The organism is Streptomyces sp. NPDC096046 (assembly GCF_040303285.1).
Lineage (GTDB): Bacteria > Actinomycetota > Actinomycetes > Streptomycetales > Streptomycetaceae > Streptomyces.
Genome location: NZ_JBEOSZ010000004.1, coordinates 15,122 through 32,895, shown reverse-complemented (window position 1 = coordinate 32,895; position 17,774 = coordinate 15,122). Strand labels below are relative to the sequence as shown.

Below are 17,774 nucleotides of genomic sequence, written 5' to 3'. Positions count from 1 at the left end.
GGAGCAGGGCAACGGCCGGGACGAGAGCGGCACTCGGGATCAGAGCGGCGAAGGCGGGCGGAGTCTCGGCGGTCCGTCCCGATCGGGACGCGGCACCGCCGCGTGACGTCAGCGCTCGGTCTTCAGTGCTTGAAGACGTCCTTCGTCTTCTCCTTGGCCTGGCGGGCGTCGCCCTTCGACTGCTGCGCCTTGCCCTCGGCCGTCAGGCGCTCGTTGCCCGCCGCGCGGCCGACCGTCTCCTTGGCCTTGCCCTTGGCCTGCTCGGCCTTGGCCTTGCCCTTCTGCTCTCCAGCCACGGTTCGTTCACATCCAAGTCGTGTCCGACTACGGGGTCGTCACACGAGTGACCGTAAAACGGCAGCTCAAACGTCGCACGCGGTCGCTCGGGCCGTGAACGCCTTTGCTCTGATCATGATCGGCGTGACGAGCCCGGAGGACGGGCACGACCATCAACCGGCCAGGGCTGCCCGGGGACCTTCCGCCGGCCGAAGTGCTGTGGGCCCGCTGGGCGCTCATCGCCGTACTGGAGGCCACCGCGCAGGGCGAGCGGGAGGTTCCCCACCGCACCGGGACCCGGGTGGACGGCGAAGGGCTCCATCTGGACGACTCCGGCTGCACGTGGTGGGGCTTCTCGCCGCGCGGTGAGGGCCGGTACGTGCTGTTCGGCGAGCGGCGCCACGTGGCACGGGCCGCCGGTCGACCTGCTCGCCGGTGCCCCCGGGTGGCTTCCCCACGACCAGCTGAAGGACCTGCTGAGCGGATGCGAACCGGGCTGCGTCCACCGGTCCGAGAACGGAGCGTGGGCCCGCGCCGCGTATGCCGGCACCCTGGACGACGACGGGCTCGACTGCGGCATGAGCCGCTTCACCGATCGGACCGAGGTGCTGCACACGATCGCCGACGAGGAGCACGGTGCCACGTCGGCCGCGACGCGGAGGACCTGCCGGCCCACGCGGAGAACTACCGGCTGACGCCGGAGCCGCTGATGTCCCTCACCGCCGACCCCGACTGGCGCCAGCGGGACCCGCCGGCCATGACCAGGGAACTGGAGCGCGCGGGCCTGAACCGGGCGTTGAGCGGGGTCAGTGACAGCACGCCTCGGCCGCCCGGGGGCCGGGCGTGGTGTCCAGACGGCAGAAGCAGGACGCCTCGATCGCTACGTCGGCCAGTGCGGCCGCGAGCTTGAGCTGGTGGGCCACGAGGGCCGCTTCGCCGGTCTTGCCCGTCCGCAGCAGGCACTCGTGCAGTCCGTGCAGGGCCCAGACGTTGCCGGGGTGCTGCAGGGGGCGGGGCAGGGTGTCGTCCAGACCGAGGTCGGCACGGTAGACCGCCTCGGCCTCCGCCACGCGGCCCTGTTCCAGCAGCAGCGCGCCGTAGGCGTGCCGGGTGGGCTGCATCCAGCCCCAGGGCTCGTCGTAGGGGAGGTTGTCGTCCAGCTCGATGGAGCGCTCCAGGGCGGCGAAGGCGAGGTCGTGCCTGCCCTTGCGGTATTCGAGCTCACCGTCCAGCATGGCGGACGCGATGGCGAGGATGTCCCGGCAGGTGTTGTTGAACAGCATGCGCGTCTCGGGCACGCGGCTCAGCGCCGCGCGGAAGAGCTCGCGTTCGGCCTCCGCCCGGCCGACCTCACCGGTGGCGGAGAGGGCGACGCCCCGGGCGTAGTGCCGCATGGCGACGGTCGCCGCGTAGAGCTCCGGGTCGGCGGGGGCGGGCAGTTCGAGGATCTCGCTCCAGCGGCCGAAACGGATCAGGACGTGGACGCGCATGGCCAGGAAGGCCTCGAGCCAGTCGGCCATCGGGGGACTCTGGACACGGAGCAGCTCCTCCGGGATGGCGGCTTCCAGCCGGGCGGCGGTGTCGAGGGCGACCTGCGCCTGGCCGAGGAACATGGCACCGTAGATCTTGAAGTGGAGGTTGTGCGCCCGGTAGAGGGTGTAGAAGTTCATCGCGCCGGCCTGCCGGTGGTATTTCTCGTCGGCGGCGATGGCCTCGCTGTTGGCCGCGACGACCTGGCGGTAGTCGCCGCACAGGACGTCCAGGTGTGAGGGCATGTGGAGCAGGTGCCCGGCGTCGGGCACGAGGCCGCGCAGGCGGTCGGCGACGGTGAGGGCCCGCTCCGGCGTCGGGGACATCTCCATCAGATGGATGTACAGGTGCAGGATCCCGGGATGCCGTAGGCCGGCGTCGGTGGCGAGGGCGCCTTCCAGCACGGCCCTGGCCTCGGTGGTCCGCGCGCCCTCGGCCGGCTGCCCGGTCCCGATATCCCACAGCTGCCACGGGGTGAGGTTCATCGCGGCGTCGGCATGGAGGGTGGCGACGTCCGGGTCGTGCGGGGCCAGCTCGTAGACCGCGCGCATCGCGTCCGCGTAGGGCTCGTTCCAGACCGAGCAGTCCTCGACGGCCTCCGACTGCGGATAGCGGGCCCTAAGCGCGCCGATGAGGGCTCGCTCGACCGGGGTGGCGCGGGCGGCCTTCTCATGGGCCCGCTCCACGGCACCGTGGGTGCGTTCGACGGTCCGCGCCAGTTCCTCGCCTTCGAAGAATTCCCAGGGCTTGTTGTAGTTCGGTCCGAGCGCGTAGGCGATGCCCCAATACGCCATGGCGCATTCCGGATCTGCCTCGACCGCTTTTTCGAAGCAGGCGACGGCTTCCTCGTGATGGAAGGCGTACGTCCACACCAGGCCGCGATCGAACCAGAGTTGAGCGTCGGCGGAGGACGTGGTGACGGGACGGCCGTGCGTGCCGAGATCGTAATAGTCGCCCATGGGTCTCTCCTGGGAAAGCGGCCGGGGCCGTGAGAAGAGCGGTTGCGGACACGTCCTCTCATTTCCGATCAATTCTCGCATGTCCAGATTAGCGGTCCGGGCTCAGGGTGCGTGCGGCAGCCGTGGCACACCGGCGCGCACGGTCACCGACCCCGGCGGTCTCCCCTGCCTGCGGTGACGTACGGAGCCCGGCTCCGCCGCGCGCACACCACCCGGTGGAACGACGCGGGCCCCCGTGATGCGAGCCTGCGGCACCAACGGCCCGGTCGGCGCCATCGAGTGCACCGCCTGGTGCTGATCCGCCGGCCGTCGGGCCGGCCCGCTCCGTCTGGTGAACGAGCCCCGCGGCGGGCATCGAGCCCGCCGCGGGCGGTCTACCCCAGGGACCCATCGCGGGTCATGACGCACATTGTGCGAACCGTTGCAAAAGGCGCATCGGGCGGCGCGAGGGCGATCATCTTGTCTTTCGATCGTGGGCACCTTCGCCGGTGGGCTGGCACCGGCCAACTCCCGCTCCCTAGGATGTACTTCTTGTCCAGCCAGCCGTTGGCGCGGCACCTTGCAGGGGGAACGATGCCCGAGAAGCAACTGTCCACCGAGATCGACGCGAACGTGCCGACGGCAGCGCGCATGTACGACCACTATCTGGGCGGCAAGGACAACTACGCGGCCGACCGCGCCGCGTGCGAGGAGCTCGACAAGGTCGTTCCCAGCACACGCCGCCTGGCACTGAACAACCGGCGCTTCCTCCAGCGGGTCGTGAGGACCCTCTCCGAGGACTACGGCATCCGGCAGTACCTGGACCACGGCTCCGGCCTGCCGACGCAGCAGAACGTGCACCAGGTCGCCCAGCGCGTCGACCCCACGACCCACGTGGTCTACGTCGACAACGACCCCATGGTGCTGGTCCACGGCCGTGCCCTGCTGGAGCAGGACGAGCGGACAACCGTCATCCACGCGGACCTGCGCGAGACCGACCAGATCTTCGGCCACGCCGACACCAAGCGACTGATCGACTTCGCCGAGCCCGTGTGTGTGCTCTTCAACTCGGTGTTCCACTGCATCCCGGACAGCGACACCGACGGGCCGCTCGCGGTGGCCCGCCGGGTACGCGAACGGCTCGCGCCCGGCAGCTTCATGGTCATGTGCCAGTTGGTCAGCGAGGACCCCGAGGTCCGCGCATTCGTCACGAACTTCATGGACCAGGCGACGCAGGGCCACTGGGGCCGCGTGCGGGAAGCGAAGGACGTGGAGTCGTATTTCGAGGGTCTGGAGATCCTGGAGCCGGGGCTCGTGGAGGTGTCGACCTGGCGGCCGGACACCGAGGTGGCGCCTCGTCAGCTCAGCCACGAGTGGATCGAGTTCGGCGGTGTCGGGCGGATTCCCCTGGAGAAGTGACCGAACTGGTGCCTCGTGCGGGACGGATGTCGTCCCGCACGAGGCATCCGCGCGTCAGGGGTAGCGCTGCTCCATCGTCTGCCGCAGCAGCTCCAGCGAGTCACGGGGCTTGAGCGCCTCGTCCGCGAGCCGGTCCAGCGCGATCCGGTACTCCTCGGTCTCGTCCCGGTCCTCGAGGAAGTTCGCGCTCTTGATGTGCTCCAGGTAGACCACGTCGGGCAGATCGAGGCCACCGAAGCGCAGATAGGTGATCGGGATGGCCGGCGCCGAGGCGTTGGTGACGCTCAACGGCACGATCTGCAAGGTCACGTTGGATCGTTCGGCCATCTCGACGAGGTGCGTGAGCTGTTCCCGCATCACATCGGTGCTGCCCAGGACGCGCAGCAGCACGGACTCGTCGAGGATCGCCCACAGCTGCGGGGCGTCGGCCCGCGACAGCAGACGGGCCCGGTGCCTGCGCAGTTCCACACGCCGCTCCACCTCGCCCGTCGGCGCGTTCGGCAGGCCACGCTCCACCACGGCCCTGGTGTAGGCGGGTGTCTGCAACAGGCCGGGTACGTACTGGATCTCGAAGGTGCGGATGGTGGCGGCGGCCTCCTGCAGCCCGACGAGCCGGTCGAACCACTCGGGCATCAGCCGCTTGTCGTACCGCTGCCACCAGCCCGGCTCTCCGGCGCGCTGCAGCAGCTTGAGCAGCACTGAGGCTTCGTATGCGTCGGTGCCGTACAGCTCCAGCAGCGCGCGGACGTCGCTCTCCGTCGGCGGACGGCGGCCCTTGCCCGCTTCGATGCGGGACAACTTGGCCGCGCTGAATCCCACAGCGCGCGCCGCCTGGTCCTGGGCGAATCCGGCGTCCTCGCGGAAACCGGCGAGCTGTACACCGACCAGCATCTTCAGGAGAGTCGGCGCCGGTTCGGGCCTGTCCAGGTAGGGTTCCAGACGGGAGATGCGATGCGACGCGGCGGACATCCTGACTCCCAGCAGACCGGCACAAGGGCGACTTACACTATCGCACTTCACCGGGCCTTCACGCATCCGCTCGCAGCACCCCCGCAGAAGTGGGGAGTTGGGCTCCGCTTCTCCCCTTGGGCGTCACACGACAGGCGAGACGGCACCGCCCCTCAGAGCAGGTGGTCGAACTCGCCGTCCTTCGCGCCGGCCAGGAAGGCGGCCACCTCCGCCGGGGTGTAGACGAGGGCGGGCCCGTCGGGGTCACGGGAGTTGCGCAGAGCGATCCCGCCGTCGACGAGGGGGGCGACTTCGACGCAGTTGCCCTCGGCGTTGCTGTGCCGGCTCTTGATCCAGCAGGCCTCCAACGAGCTTGCCTGCACTCCGTTCCGCACTGGTGGCACCGCAGTCTCCTTGCTCTTCTCGTTCCCCGCCGCGCACGGTGTGCCCGGCCTTCGGCGAGCGCGGCCGCGTCCCTTCGACCGCACTCGTCCCGGCTTGCGTACCCACAACGGCTTGATTCTCACGCAATTTCTCGTGCAATTGCACGCGAGCGTCTTCAGCGTGGATAATAGCTGCGGCGTCAACCCCCGGGCCGACGCCCCGTCCTGACGTCGCATCGGGGAGATGCCGTGTCATTACCTGCGCAGCACGTGCTCCGGCCGCCGAGTGGGGCTGCGGCACACGCAGGCACACCCGGGACGGCCCACGCCTTCCCTGCCGGACCGCCTGCGGTCACGCCGTGCGGGAGCCCACCCTCGCTGCCGAAGACGCTGCCGCAGTTCTCGGGTGTCCTGTCCGCCTCGGCCGCCCTGCGGGTCGAGTGCAGCCGGGAGGGCTTCGCGCAAGCGCGGACCTTCACCCGAAACACCCTGTGCGGCTGGTCGCTCGACCACCGCTGCGACGACACGACCCTCGTCATCACCGAGCTCGCCGCCAACGCCGCGACCCACGCGGCACCGGCGGCCTCGGGGACTTCAGGTGTGCCGGAGATCCGGCTCGGTTTCCTCCTGGACCCCGCGCACCTGCTCGTCACGGTCTCCGACCCCGACGACACCCCGCCCGTGTACGCGCCGACCGGCTCGTCCCTGGAGGAGCACGGCCGGGGTCTGTGCATCGTCGACGCCTTGGCCGAGGAGTGGGGCTGGGCCCCCAGCCCTCCGGCGGGCAAGACGGTGTGGGCCAGGTTGTCGACCCGGCCGTGCACGCCCCGTCCACCCATCTGACACGACTGCCGCGGAAAGGCCCCTCGCCATGCGCAGCGCTTCGACGGAACACCCGGGCAGCGAGCGCCCACAGCGCCCCGACACCCCGTCCGGGGTGGCCCGGAACACACCGCTCACGGCACTGGACCGCGTGCCGTGGGGCGAGATCCAGGACTCCACCGGCTCGGCGGCGGCCATCCCCCTCCTGCTCAACGGCATCGCCGGGGGTGACGCCGAAACCGCCCGCTCCGCCCTCGACGACCTGAGAAAGCGGATCTGCCAGTTCGGTTTCGTGGTGGAACAGGCGACCGCGGCCACCGTCCCCTTCCTGTGGGAGCTGGCGAAGCTGCCGCAGGTGACCTGCCGGGCTCAGATCATCCTGCTGCTCAAGAGCATCGCCGACGCCCGGCAGTGGGAGAGCACCGCAGCCGTCTACCCGAAGCTGCTGAACCACCGCGAGAACCCGGTGGTGTGGGAGCGCGCCGCTCGCCAGGCGGTGCGGGCCCGGCGCGGCGAGCTCGGCGGGCTGATGTCGGACGAGGACGGCGAGATCGCCCGGGCCACGAGCGAGCTGGCCCGCTCGCTGGGCGCCTGAGGCCGTCACGCTCGGTTTCCGGTGGACCGGAGACCGTATACGCCGGGAGACGTGACGAAACGGTGAGGACCCCCTGTCACCATGGGTGACGCCCCTCGCCTCCCGGGGCCCGGCAGTGTAGACATGGCACATGGTCCGACTCTTGGGTCGATCCGGGACTCGATCGCCCCTGCGGCCCGGCGCTGCGCCGTCCGCACGGCAGCGGCAGGAGGCGAACCCGTCGCGGTGGCATTCGGCGGCGGGACTGCGGTCGGTGCTGGGCGGACGCAGTGTCGCCGGGCAGGTGTTCCTGCTGGTCGTGGTGATCGTGCTGCTGCTGGTCATGGCGGCCGTGGTGGCGTTGGTGCTGCAAGTGCGGCACGACACGACGCAGGAGGCCCGCAACCGGTCGCTGGCCGTGGCGGAGACCTTCGCCAACGCGCCGGGGACGGTCGAGGCGCTGCAGAGCTCCGATCCCACCGCCGTGCTCCAGCCGCGGGCCGAGGCCGCCCGTGAGCGGTCGAAGGTCGACTTCATCGTCGTCATGAGCACCGACGGGATCCGCTACTCCCACCCCAAGACGGACCGGATCGGCAAGAAGTTCGTCGGGACCATCGCGCCGGCGCTGGCCGGGCAGTCGTTCACCGAGGAGATCGAGGGCACCATCGGCCCGCTCGTCCAGGCCGTGGTGCCGGTGAAGGACGCGGACGGCCGGGTCGTGGGCCTGGTCTCGGCCGGGATCACGACGCAGAACGTCGGCGGCACCGCGGACCGCCAGCTGCCACTCGTGCTCGCCGCCGCCGCGGTGGCGCTCGCCCTGGCGACGGCGGGTGCCGCGCTGGTGAGCCGTCGGCTGCTGCGCCAGACCCGTGGGCTCGGGCCGCACGAGATGACCCGGATGTACGAGCATCACGACGCCGTGCTGCACGCCGTACGGGAGGGGGTGCTCATCGTCGACGACGGGGGCATCCTGCTGCTGGCGAACGACGAGGCGCACCGGCTGCTGGGGCTGCCCCCCGATGCCGAGGGCCGGCACGTCCTCAGCCTGGGTCTCGACCCGGGCACCGCCGACCTGCTGGCCTCCGGCCGCGTCGCCACGGACGAGGTGCACCGCGTCGGCGACCGGCTCCTCGCCGTCAACCAGCGGACCACGGACCGAGCGGGCGTCCCGCCCGGCAGCGTCGCCACCCTGCGCGACTCGACCGAGCTGAGGGCCCTGTCCGGGCGGGCCGAGGCCGCGCGGGAACGGCTCAACATGCTGTACGACGCCGGAGTGGGCATCGGGACGAGCCTGGACGTGACCCGCACGGCGGAGGAGCTCACGGAACTCGCCGTACCCCGGTTCGCCGACTTCGTCGCCGTCGACCTGTTCGACGCGGTGCTGGGCGGCGGGCAGCCGAACGCGGTGGGCGCGCTCAGCCGGACGGCGGTGAGCGGGATCCGCAAGGACGCGCCGCTCTACCCGGTCGGCGAGCGGATCAGGTTCGTCGAGTCCTCCCCGCAGGGACGCAGCCTCGCCACCGGCGGCCCCGTCCTGGAGCCCCGGCTGGGCGAGGCCCCGGGCTGGCAGGCTCAGGACCTGGAGCGCTCCACGCAGATCGTCGAGTACGGCATCCACTCCCTGATCACCGTGCCACTGCGGGCCGGCGCCCTGGTGCTCGGCGTGGTCAGCTTCTGGCGCTGCGAGAAGCAGGAGCCCTTCGACGCGGACGAGCTGGCCCTGGCCGAGGAACTGGTGGCGCGGGCCGCCGTCTCCATCGACAACGCGCGCCGCTACACACGCGAGCACAGCATGGCGGTGACGCTCCAGCGCAGCCTGCTCCCCCGCAACCTGCCCGAGCAGGGCGCTCTGGAGATCGCCTACCGCTATCTGCCCGCGCAGGCCGGGGTGGGCGGTGACTGGTTCGATGTGCTGCCGCTGTCGGGGGCCAGGGTCGCGCTCGTGGTCGGGGACGTGGTCGGCCACGGGCTGCACGCCGCGGCGACCATGGGCCGACTGCGCACCGCGGTGCACAACTTCTCCGCCCTCGATCTGCCGCCCGAGGAACTCATCGCCCTGCTGGACGAGCTGGTCGGCCGGATCGACCAGGACGAGACGGAGGAGGACGGCAGCGCCCCGGTCATCGGCGCGACCTGTCTGTACGCCGTCTACGACCCGGTCTCCCGGCGCTGCACCGTCGCGCGGGCCGGGCATCCCCCGCCGGCGCTGATCCACCCGGACGGCAGGGTGGAGTTCCCCGACGTGCCCGCCGGTCCCCCGCTCGGGCTCGGCGGTCTGCCGTTCGAGACGGCTGAGCTGGAGCTGGCGGAGGGCAGCCGGCTCGTCCTCTACACCGACGGGCTGGTGGAGGACCGGGAGCGGGACATCGACGTCGGTCTGGACATGCTGCGCGAGGCGCTGGGCCGGGCCGGTCGGTCCCCGGAGGACACCTGCCGGGTCGTGCTCGACTCGCGGCTGACCGCCCGCTCCAGCGACGACATCGCGCTGATCGTCGCGCGCACCCGGGCGCTCGCCTCCGACCGGGTCGCCGAGTGGCCGGTGCCGGCCGATCCGGCGGCCGTGGGCGAGGTGCGGGCGGCGGTCAGCAGGCAGCTGACCGAGTGGGGCCTGGACGAACTGACGTTCAGCACGGAACTGATCCTGAGCGAGCTGGTCACCAACGCGCTTCGGTACGGCGGCGGCCCCATGCGCGTCCGGGTGCTGCGTGACCGCAACCTGATCTGCGAGGTGTTCGACGGCAGCAGCACCTCGCCGCACCTGCGGTACGCCACCATGACGGACGAGGGCGGACGCGGTCTGTTCCTCGTGGCGCAGCTCTCGGAGCGCTGGGGGACGCGTTATCTGCCCGGGGGCAAGGTGATCTGGGCTGAGCAGCCCCTGCCATAAGCACCACCAGGACCACCCATAAAGTAGCCTTATGAGCTCATAGGCCGGACCCCCGTACCGACTTAGGCTTGCCTTAGTTTAGGCTTCCCGTCGAGATCGCTTGTCGCCGCTCGAAGGGAACCTGACCATGCCCCGCCCCCTGCGGGTAGCCATCGTCGGATCCGGCCCCGCCGGGATCTACGCCGCCGACGCCCTGCTCAAGTCCGAGGTGGCCGCCGAACCCGGCGTGTCCATCGACATCTTCGAGCGCATGCCGGCTCCGTTCGGACTGATCCGCTACGGCGTCGCCCCCGACCACCCGCGGATCAAGGGCATCATCACCGCCCTGCACCAGGTGCTCGACAAACCGCAGATCCGGCTCTTCGGCAACGTCGACTACGGCACGGACATCGGCCTGGACGACCTGCGGGCGTTCTACGACGGGGTGATCTTCGCCACCGGCGCCATGGCCGACCGGGCGCTCTCCCTGCCGGGCATCGATCTCGACGGATCGTACGGCGCCGCGGACTTCGTGTCCTGGTACGACGGTCACCCGGACGTGCCGCGCACCTGGCCGCTGGAGGCGGAGAAGGTCGCCGTGCTCGGCGTCGGCAACGTCGCACTCGATGTCGCGCGCGTCCTGGCCAAGACGGCGGACGAGCTGCTGCCCACCGAGATCCCGGCCAACGTCCACGAGGGTCTGAAGGCCAACCGGGCCAAGGAGATCCACGTGTTCGGCCGCCGCGGCCCGGCGCAGGCCAAGTTCAGCCCGATGGAGCTGCGGGAGCTCGACCACTCCCCCACCATCGAGGTCATCGTCGACCCCGAGGACATCGACTACGACGAGGGCTCGATCGCCACCCGGCGCGGCAACAAGCAGGCCGACATGGTGGCGAAGACCCTGGAGAACTGGGCGATCCGCGACACCGGCGACCGGCCGCACAAGCTCTTCCTGCACTTCTTCGAGTCGCCGGTCGAGATCCTCGGCGAGGACGGCAGGGTCGTGGGCCTGCGCACCGAGCGCACGGAGCTGGACGGCACCGGCAACGTCAAGGGCACCGGCACGTTCCACACCTGGGACGTGGGCGCGGTGTACCGCGCGGTGGGCTACCTGTCCGACAAGCTCCCCAAGCTCCCCTGGGACATCGACTCCGGCACCGTCCCGGACGAGGGCGGCCGGGTCATGCAGGAGTCCGGTGAGCACCTGCAGTCCACGTACGTCACCGGCTGGATCCGGCGCGGCCCCATCGGCCTCATCGGGCACACCAAGGGCGACGCCAACGAGACCGTGGCGAACCTGCTGGCCGACTACGCGGACGGCCGGCTGCAGACGCCCGCCGCCCCCGCCCCCGAGGCCGTGGACGCGTTCCTCGCCGAGCGCGACATCCGCTTCACCACCTGGGACGGCTGGTACAGGCTGGACGCCGCGGAGAAGGCTCTGGGCGAGCCCGAGGGCCGCGAGCGCGTGAAGATCGTCGAGCGCGAGGACATGCTGCGGGCCAGCGGCGCCTGACGTCATACACCCCGCAGGGCGGGTTCGGTGGCAAGGTCACCGAACCCGCCCTGCCGCGTACTTGAAGCGTGTACGATCCGGATGCTTCACCGAACCATCACATCGCCTTCACCTGAAGGCCATGCAGGGGGGACGAACGTCCATGCGTATACGCCTTGTCGCCACCACGGCCGTCGCCGCCGGGGCCCTCACCGCCCTGTCGGCGGTTCCGGCCCAGGCCGCCGAGTACGACTCCGCGCTGAAGATCCGGGGCATCCAGTACGACGCTCCCGGCAGGGACTCCAACCGCTGCTCGGGCGGGAACACCGCCGAGGAGTACCTGACCATCAAGAACTACTCACGTTCGACGACGGTGAACCTCAAGGGGTACGTCGTGAAGGACGCCGCGGGCAACAAGTTCACCTTCACCGCGAGCCACACCCTCCAGCCGGGTGACTACGTCAAGCTGCGCGGCGGCAACGGGTCCGACTCCGACGCCAGGAACGTCGTCTACCGCGACAACTGCAACTTCATGTGGAACAACGACAAGGACACGATCTACGTGTACAAGCCGTCCGGCAGCCGTGCCGACGTGCACTCGTACACCAGAAGCGGCTCCGACCCGGACCGCAACGGGTACATCACGTTCCACGGCTGAGCCTGCGGGGCTGGATCGCCGGGGCGCGTGACTCCAAAGCACGATCCACAGAGTGATGGTCCACGATCCGGAACGGCGTTTTACAGGCGCGCAGTCGGGTCGCGAGGCGAGTCCGGTCAGGCCCGCGCCCACCACCAGCACGTCCAGCGCGGCCGTCCTGGCACCGACCGTGGACGCGGCCGGCTGCGCGCAGGTCGTCGCCGCGCGACATGGAAGGGCCCTCCGCGACGTGTCCGTGGCGGAGGGCTCCCGTCCGGTGGTGCCGGTTCAGACCTCCAGGTCGGCTTCGACGCGGCGCAGCTGGTGGCGGGCCATCGCGAGATTGGCCCGGCTCCCGTCGAGCACGAGGTAGAGGAAGAGGCCGCTGCCCCCGCGTCCCTTCAGCAGGCGGATGAGGTGGTACTGGGTGTTCAGGGTGATCAGGATGTCCTCGATCTCCTCCTTCAGCCCCAGGTGCTCCATCGTGCGCAGCTTGGACCGCACGACGTCGGTGTTGCCCGCGGCGGCGACTTCGAGGTTGAAGTCCTTGCTGCCACCGAGGGTGCCGAGGGCCATGCCGCTGGTGTAGTCGACGAGTGCGACGGCGGTCGCTCCGTCGATGGAGCTCAGGCATTCCTTCAGCGCGGTCTCCGTGTTGGCCATGCGCTCGGTTCCTTTCCTTCGGTCTTCTACTTCGGTGGGTCAAGCGGTTCGGATGGCTCAGATGCCGGTCTGCGGGCCCGGTGGGTGTGGGGGCCGCTGCGGGGTGCGTACCGGGAGGGTGCCGATGGGGCGATCCGCGCCCGGGGCCACCGTGGCGAGGTGCTCCTCGGGCGCGGGCCGGTCGGCGTGGCGGCCGGTGCCGGGCACCACGCGTGTGGCCACGAGGTCGGCGATCCGGGCGCCGCTGCGCCGGCCTTCGAGGTGGAGGCGGCCGACGTTGACGCGGTCCTCGGCGAGGAGGGTGAGGACGGCGGTCGTTCCGGCGGCGTAGGTCGCCACGTAGCCTCCGGAGCCCCGCACCAGCAGTTCGCGGAAGTCCCCGCGGGCGGCGGCGTCGGTCATGCGGTAGGCGACGCCCAAGGCGGCGGCGGTGAGCGCCGCGAGTCCCTCCGGTTCGGTGTCCGGCACGTCGTGGGCGAGGACGAGTCCGTCGACGGTGGCCGCGAGGGAGCCCGTCAGCCGGGGGACGCGGGTGCGGAGCCGACGCAGTTCGTCCAGGACGTCGGTCTCGACGGCCATGAGCAGTCTCCTTTCGGCACGCTGTCTTCGCGCGCGGATCACAGTGCCTCCAAGGCGTGCAGGAGCCGTCGCAGCAGTGCGGTGTCGGGCTCGTCCGGTGCGGCGGGACGAGGGGTGGAGCCCGGCTCGGCGGACGCGGGGGCGGGGGCGGACGCTGGGGAGGGGACGGGGGCTGCGGCCGGGGAGGGGGTGGGGGCCACGGGGGCCACCAGCCCGGCCGCCGCGAGGCGGCGGAGTTCCACGAGGGTGTGGAACGTGCGGCAGGCGAGGGCCGTGGCGATCTGGGCGGCGGTGCGGACACCGTCGACCTGGGCGAGCGTCCGGCCGCGGCGGACCGGCAGGTCGGCGGTGTCCGGCCCGGGCACCCGGGCGAGAGGCGCCCGGTCGACGGCGGGCTCGGGCCATATGCGGTGCAGCAGTTCGCGACGGCGTCTGGACTCCCGCAGGACGGTGGCCACCGGTACGGAACGGACCGCCCCCAGCCAGTGTGCGGCTCCGGGGCGGAACCGCAGCGCGGGGCCGTCATGGGCGAGGACGAAGTACGCCGCGTCGAACAGGGCGCCCAGGTGGCACAGTTCCAGCGCGCCGGCGGCGAGGTGGCCGCTGTCCACCAGCTGCCGTCCGACGCGGCAGCGGCGGCCGGCCCGGTCGATCGCCTCCCACCAGCCGTCCGGGGCGAGCGCACCGCTGTGGGTGAGCAGGTCGCCGAGGTCGGGTGTGACGGCGGATTCGACGTGGACGACGTGTCCCGCCGAGAGGTAGACGATCCCCGACTCGGTGGACAGGGCGCCGGTGGCGCCCTGCGCGGCGAGGGTGCCGAGCGTGGCCGAGGCCGGTTCGCCCGAGCGCGCCGTCAGGGTCGACGGGGTCATCCGAGCACCAGCCGGTCCGTCATCTCGGCCAGCCGGATGCGGGCCAGGGCCAGGTTCCCCTCGCGACGGTCGAGCCACAGGTGCACGAACACGGTGCTGTCGAACGTCGTGGTGACGAACCTGAGCAGGTGGTACGAGTCGGCGTTGGTGATGATCAGGTCCTGGACGGGGGGTTCCTTGCCGGACGGACCGCCCGGGTCGTCATCCGGCGGTGCACCCGGCTCACCACCGGTCAGCGCGAGGGCGCCGCTCTCGGTGGCGAGGCGGGCGAGTTCCGCGGTCTCCGCAGCCGTCGCCTCCACGTCGCCACCGGGTGCGTCACCCACCGCGCCCAGCGCGAGACCACTGATCCAGTCGACCACCGACGCCCCTCGAGCACCTGGTAGCCGCATGGCCTCCAGCAGACTCTCGTCGATTCCGGGCACGCCGAACCCCCTCCCCCTGCACGGCCGTTCCCGCGAACGTGAGCACGACACTACGGAATGTGCTTGGCGCAGGTGAAGGCTTTGGCATTTTCCAGATGAATGTGCAGGGAAGCGGGCGGAGGGTGAACGAGTACGGTCGCGTGGCGGGCAGGATGCGTCGCGAACACCCCCGCGCCACCGCCACGAGAGAGGGAGGACCCTCGGTCCTCCCTCTCGGGCGCTCACTGGAGATCAGGGGCGCCGCCGGTCCTCGGACTCGTCGTCGGTTCCCTCGGTTTCCATGCGTTCCTTGCGGACCTCGCCGGTGACGGTCTCCTCATCGGTGACCTCATCGGTGGTCAGACGCACCCGCTCCTTCGGTACCGCCCTGGTCTCCACCACGGGCTCCTCCTCGTACAGGGTGACGTCGTGCTCCGCCTCGGTGATGTCCGGGCCGGACATGGCGCTGTCCCGGTTGGCGTCGGTGATCGGCTCGCGCTCCACACGGACCTCTTCATGGCGTACGGGGACGGTGTACTGCTGCTCCTCGGTGACGACGTACTTGCGCAGCCGCGCCCGGCCGGCCTCGCGGCGTTCGACACCGATGTGCATCTCCTCCTCGGACCGCGTCATGGCGTGGTCGCCGGTGCCGGTGGTCTGGCCGATGTCGGCGGTGCCGGTGGTCTGGCCGGTGTCCGCGGCGCCGGTGGTCTCTCCGGTGCCGGAACGCGTGTCCTGCCAGGCGGCATCCCAGTCGATGCCGTAGTGCTCGTACAGGCGCTGTTCCTCCTGCTCGGACAGGTGGCCGCCGGCGTCGACGTCGACGTTGGGCGCGTCCTTGACCTGGTCCTTGGCGAACGGCACCTCGAGGTGGTCCTCGATGACGGCCGCGTCATGGATGGGCACGAAGGACTCGTTGGTGCCGAACATGCCGGTCCGCACGCTGACCCACTCGGGCTCACCGGTCACGTCGTCGAAGAAGACGTGCCTGGCGTCGCCGATCTTGTCGCCCCTGGCGTCATGGACCGGGTGGTCCAGCACGGTGGGGATCTGCTCTCGGGTAATCATGTTTCTCCTGACTTTTCTGTCACGGGCTCCCGGTGGCACATGGCCGACCGACTGGTGCGTCAGCGGTCGACTCCGCCGTGTCCGGCCCCTGCGATCGGCTCCGGAGACGGTGGGTCGAGGTGGGCCGCGCCGGTGTCCGCGTACGGCTGACCAGGCGGGCCGCGGGTGGTCTACGGTCCGGTGCCGCGGGTCTGCCCGCGTGCTTCCTCGGCCGTGCCCTGTGCGGACTGACGGGCCTGGTCGGTGACCTGCCCGGCTTGGTGACTCGCCTGTTCCTTGGTGGTGCGGGCGGCTTCGGAGGCGGTGTCCTTGACCTCCTGGGCGGCCTGACGGCCCGCTTCGGTGGCGTCCTCCTTCAGGTGCTGCGCCGACTCGAGCGCGGCCTGCTTCACCGGCTCGACGGCCTGCCCGGCCCGCTCAGCCGCCTTCTCCTCCGCCTGCGAGGTGGGCAGCAGCGAGGCGGTCAGCAGTCCCGCGCCGAAGGCGATCAGGCCGGCCGCCAGCGGGTTGCCCTGCGTCTGCCGCATCGCCTGCTCCGGGGCCTGCCGTGCCGCCTGACCCGCCTGCTCGGCCGTCTGGCGAGCGGAGTCCGCGACCTGGCCCGTGGTGTCCTGCACCGACTGGGTTGCCCGCTTGGTGCGGTCGGAGGCCTGCCCGGTGATCTCCGAGGCGCTGCCCATCACCCGTTCCCGGGCTCCGTGCAGTGCGCCGCGGACGCGCCGGGTGCGGCGTCGTACGATCCGCCGGGGACGAGCGCGGTCGGCCAGCCGGGAGACGTCCTCGGACAGTCTCTCCCGCGTGTTCTCGATGTCGGCCCTTATCTGGTCGGGTGCCGTGCCCATTGCATGTCCTCCTTCAGCGTCTGCATGGTCCGCTCCGGCTTCGGTGACACCGTGCGCATCTGCGTCCGGCCCCGGCGGTAGAGGATCAGTCCGATCACCGCCCACACCGCGGTGACGATCAGCGCGGCCCATCCCAGGTCCATGACGTTGCCCAGGCCGAACATCGCCGCCAGGCTCAGGAACAGGGCCACCATGTAGCCCGCGAAACCGGCGCCGCCGAACATCCCGGCGGCCTTGCCCGCCTTGGTGGCCTCTTCCCGGATCTCGGCCTTGGCCAGTTCCGCCTCCTGGTGCAGCAGTTGCTGCACGTCCGACGTCACCGTCGAGAGCAGTTCCCCCAAAGAGGCGTCCTCCTGCCCGCGGTGCTCGGCGGCGTACCGCCGCGTGGCGTGTGGCGTGAGCGATGCCATCTCACGCCTCCCCGTAACCCGGCAGTTCCGGCGGCGCCGCGTCCTCGGGCAGGCTCTGCGGGCCGGGGGTCTCCGACGGGGCCGACGATTCGCCGGAACCGTCCGCCTTGCTGCCGGCCTTGGCCAGCCGGCCGACGGCGAACCCGGCCAGCACCGCCCCACCCAGGAAGGCGCCGGGACGCCGGCGGGCGAAGTCCTGAAGGTCGCCGGCCAAACCTCCCACGCCTCGTGCCTCCAGGTAGTCGGCGGCTCGGTGACCGCGATCGGCCGCCTGCACCACGAGGCTCTTGGCGGATGAGTCCTTGTCGGCGCCCTTGGCGAGACCGGACAGGTCGTCCGCCCACTCCCGCATCACCTGGGCTCCGCGTCGCGCCTGGTTCTCGGCCTCCTCAGCGACCCGTGACCGCAGGTCACCCGCCATCGCGCCGGCCTGCGCCCTGGCCTCGCCGGTGACGGCTCTGACCTGCTCGGCGGCCGTGCCGACGACCTCACTCGCCCCTTCCCTTGCCTGACCGGCCGTGGCCGACGCCTCCTGCCTCGCCGTCTGACCGGCCTGCTGAGCGCGCCCGCTGCTCGTGTTCGCCATCTCGCTCATGGGTCCTCTCCCTCAGGCACCGCCCGTGGATCTGCTGTCGTCGGGACCCGGACCGCCCGCGGCGTCGGCATAATCGCCCACCACCGCCGTTCGGCGCGTCCGGCCGGGTGCCGGGGCTCGTCGCCGGCTCCTCGTGCTCCGGCGTCCGTCCCTCGCGCACTCTCCTCGGTTAACCACACCCGTCAGGACAAAACAGAAGGAAGAGGATTTTTCGGACCATCGGGCCGAGCGGGCGTCCGCGGGCCGTCGCCTTCTCTTCGGCGGACCCCCGGGACCGTCGCTCGATCGCATCACCCTGCGCGCCCGGAGACCGCCCTTTTCGCGCCGCTCGCCCAGTGGTGTCCCGGCCCGGCGACGCGGGACGCGGGACGCGGGACGCGGGACGCGGGACGCGGGACGCGGGACGCGGGACGCGGGACGCGGGACGCGGGACGCGGGACGCGGGACGCGGGACGC

The 17,774-nt window shown here is 71.2% G+C and carries 19 protein-coding genes; 7 read left to right on the top strand and 12 right to left on the bottom strand.

Annotated features, from left to right (window positions below):
- Positions 1 to 122: 122 nt before the first annotated feature.
- Entirely contained in the window at positions 123 to 296 is a 174-nt protein-coding gene (locus ABTX62_RS05170; protein ID WP_352114886.1) for a CsbD family protein, read from the bottom strand.
- A gap of 345 nt (positions 297 to 641) precedes the next feature.
- Here ABTX62_RS05170 and ABTX62_RS05165 point away from each other — a divergent pair, with 345 nt between their 5' ends.
- A complete protein-coding gene (locus tag ABTX62_RS05165; RefSeq protein ID WP_352114885.1) occupies positions 642 to 971 on the top strand; it encodes a hypothetical protein in 330 nt (109 codons plus the stop codon).
- 111 nt (positions 972 to 1,082) lie between these two features.
- Here ABTX62_RS05165 and ABTX62_RS05160 read toward each other — a convergent pair whose 3' ends face one another.
- A complete protein-coding gene (locus ABTX62_RS05160; protein WP_352114884.1) occupies positions 1,083 to 2,765 on the bottom strand; it encodes a tetratricopeptide repeat protein in 1,683 nt (560 codons plus the stop codon).
- A 573-nt stretch (positions 2,766 to 3,338) separates the two neighbouring features.
- Here ABTX62_RS05160 and ABTX62_RS05155 point away from each other — a divergent pair.
- Positions 3,339 to 4,163: an SAM-dependent methyltransferase gene (locus tag ABTX62_RS05155; RefSeq protein WP_352114883.1), complete on the top strand. Its 825-nt coding sequence runs from the start codon at positions 3,339 to 3,341 to the stop codon at positions 4,161 to 4,163.
- 54 nt (positions 4,164 to 4,217) lie between these two features.
- Here the strand turns inward: ABTX62_RS05155 and ABTX62_RS05150 are convergent, their stop codons facing one another.
- Together ABTX62_RS05150 and ABTX62_RS05145 are read right to left on the bottom strand one after the other, a co-directional pair.
- Positions 4,218 to 5,132, bottom strand: a complete 915-nt coding sequence (locus ABTX62_RS05150) for a helix-turn-helix domain-containing protein (protein WP_352114882.1) — start codon at positions 5,130 to 5,132, stop codon at positions 4,218 to 4,220.
- Between the two features lie 152 nt (positions 5,133 to 5,284).
- Positions 5,285 to 5,515 carry a DUF397 domain-containing protein gene (locus tag ABTX62_RS05145; protein WP_352114881.1) on the bottom strand — a complete coding sequence of 77 codons (231 nt, stop codon included), beginning with the start codon at positions 5,513 to 5,515 and terminating at the stop codon, positions 5,285 to 5,287.
- Between the two features lie 228 nt (positions 5,516 to 5,743).
- Between ABTX62_RS05145 and ABTX62_RS05140 the strand changes: the two genes are divergently transcribed.
- From ABTX62_RS05140 to ABTX62_RS05120, 5 genes are all read left to right on the top strand, one after another.
- Entirely contained in the window at positions 5,744 to 6,337 is a 594-nt protein-coding gene (locus tag ABTX62_RS05140) for an ATP-binding protein (protein WP_352114880.1), read from the top strand.
- 28 nt (positions 6,338 to 6,365) lie between these two features.
- Positions 6,366 to 6,911: a hypothetical protein gene (locus ABTX62_RS05135; RefSeq protein WP_352114879.1), complete on the top strand. Its 546-nt coding sequence runs from the start codon at positions 6,366 to 6,368 to the stop codon at positions 6,909 to 6,911.
- Between the two features lie 130 nt (positions 6,912 to 7,041).
- Entirely contained in the window at positions 7,042 to 9,777 is a 2,736-nt protein-coding gene (locus ABTX62_RS05130) for a SpoIIE family protein phosphatase (protein WP_352114878.1), read from the top strand.
- A 127-nt stretch (positions 9,778 to 9,904) separates the two neighbouring features.
- The gene (locus ABTX62_RS05125; protein WP_352114877.1) at positions 9,905 to 11,269 is read left to right on the top strand and encodes an FAD-dependent oxidoreductase; all 1,365 of its coding nucleotides are present in this window, start codon (positions 9,905 to 9,907) and stop codon (positions 11,267 to 11,269) included.
- 142 nt (positions 11,270 to 11,411) lie between these two features.
- The gene (locus tag ABTX62_RS05120) at positions 11,412 to 11,906 is read left to right on the top strand and encodes a lamin tail domain-containing protein (RefSeq protein WP_352114876.1); all 495 of its coding nucleotides are present in this window, start codon (positions 11,412 to 11,414) and stop codon (positions 11,904 to 11,906) included.
- 267 nt (positions 11,907 to 12,173) lie between these two features.
- Here the strand turns inward: ABTX62_RS05120 and ABTX62_RS05115 are convergent, their stop codons facing one another.
- The 8 genes from ABTX62_RS05115 to ABTX62_RS05080 all read right to left on the bottom strand — a co-directional run bounded on the left by ABTX62_RS05115 (position 12,174) and on the right by ABTX62_RS05080 (position 17,318).
- Positions 12,174 to 12,548, bottom strand: coding sequence for a roadblock/LC7 domain-containing protein (locus ABTX62_RS05115; RefSeq protein WP_352114875.1), 375 nt, complete (start codon positions 12,546 to 12,548; stop codon positions 12,174 to 12,176).
- Between the two features lie 57 nt (positions 12,549 to 12,605).
- The gene (locus ABTX62_RS05110) at positions 12,606 to 13,127 is read right to left on the bottom strand and encodes a roadblock/LC7 domain-containing protein (protein WP_352114874.1); all 522 of its coding nucleotides are present in this window, start codon (positions 13,125 to 13,127) and stop codon (positions 12,606 to 12,608) included.
- A gap of 38 nt (positions 13,128 to 13,165) precedes the next feature.
- Positions 13,166 to 13,999 (bottom strand): hypothetical protein, encoded by an 834-nt coding sequence (locus ABTX62_RS05105; RefSeq protein WP_352114873.1) that lies wholly within the window; start codon positions 13,997 to 13,999, stop codon positions 13,166 to 13,168.
- Complete coding sequence (locus tag ABTX62_RS05100) at positions 13,996 to 14,424, bottom strand: hypothetical protein (protein WP_283970607.1); 429 nt, start codon at positions 14,422 to 14,424, stop codon at positions 13,996 to 13,998. Before ABTX62_RS05100 ends, ABTX62_RS05105 begins: the two co-directional genes overlap by 4 nt.
- A gap of 231 nt (positions 14,425 to 14,655) precedes the next feature.
- Entirely contained in the window at positions 14,656 to 15,471 is an 816-nt protein-coding gene (locus ABTX62_RS05095; RefSeq protein WP_352114872.1) for a DUF2382 domain-containing protein, read from the bottom strand.
- Between the two features lie 170 nt (positions 15,472 to 15,641).
- On the bottom strand, positions 15,642 to 16,313 hold the full coding sequence (locus ABTX62_RS05090; protein ID WP_352114871.1) for a DUF3618 domain-containing protein: 672 nt from the start codon (positions 16,311 to 16,313) through the stop codon (positions 15,642 to 15,644).
- Positions 16,289 to 16,723, bottom strand: a complete 435-nt coding sequence (locus tag ABTX62_RS05085) for a phage holin family protein (protein WP_352114870.1) — start codon at positions 16,721 to 16,723, stop codon at positions 16,289 to 16,291. Before ABTX62_RS05085 ends, ABTX62_RS05090 begins: the two co-directional genes overlap by 25 nt.
- Before the next feature lies 1 nt (position 16,724).
- Positions 16,725 to 17,318: a hypothetical protein gene (locus tag ABTX62_RS05080; RefSeq protein ID WP_352114869.1), complete on the bottom strand. Its 594-nt coding sequence runs from the start codon at positions 17,316 to 17,318 to the stop codon at positions 16,725 to 16,727.
- Positions 17,319 to 17,774 lie beyond the last annotated feature (456 nt).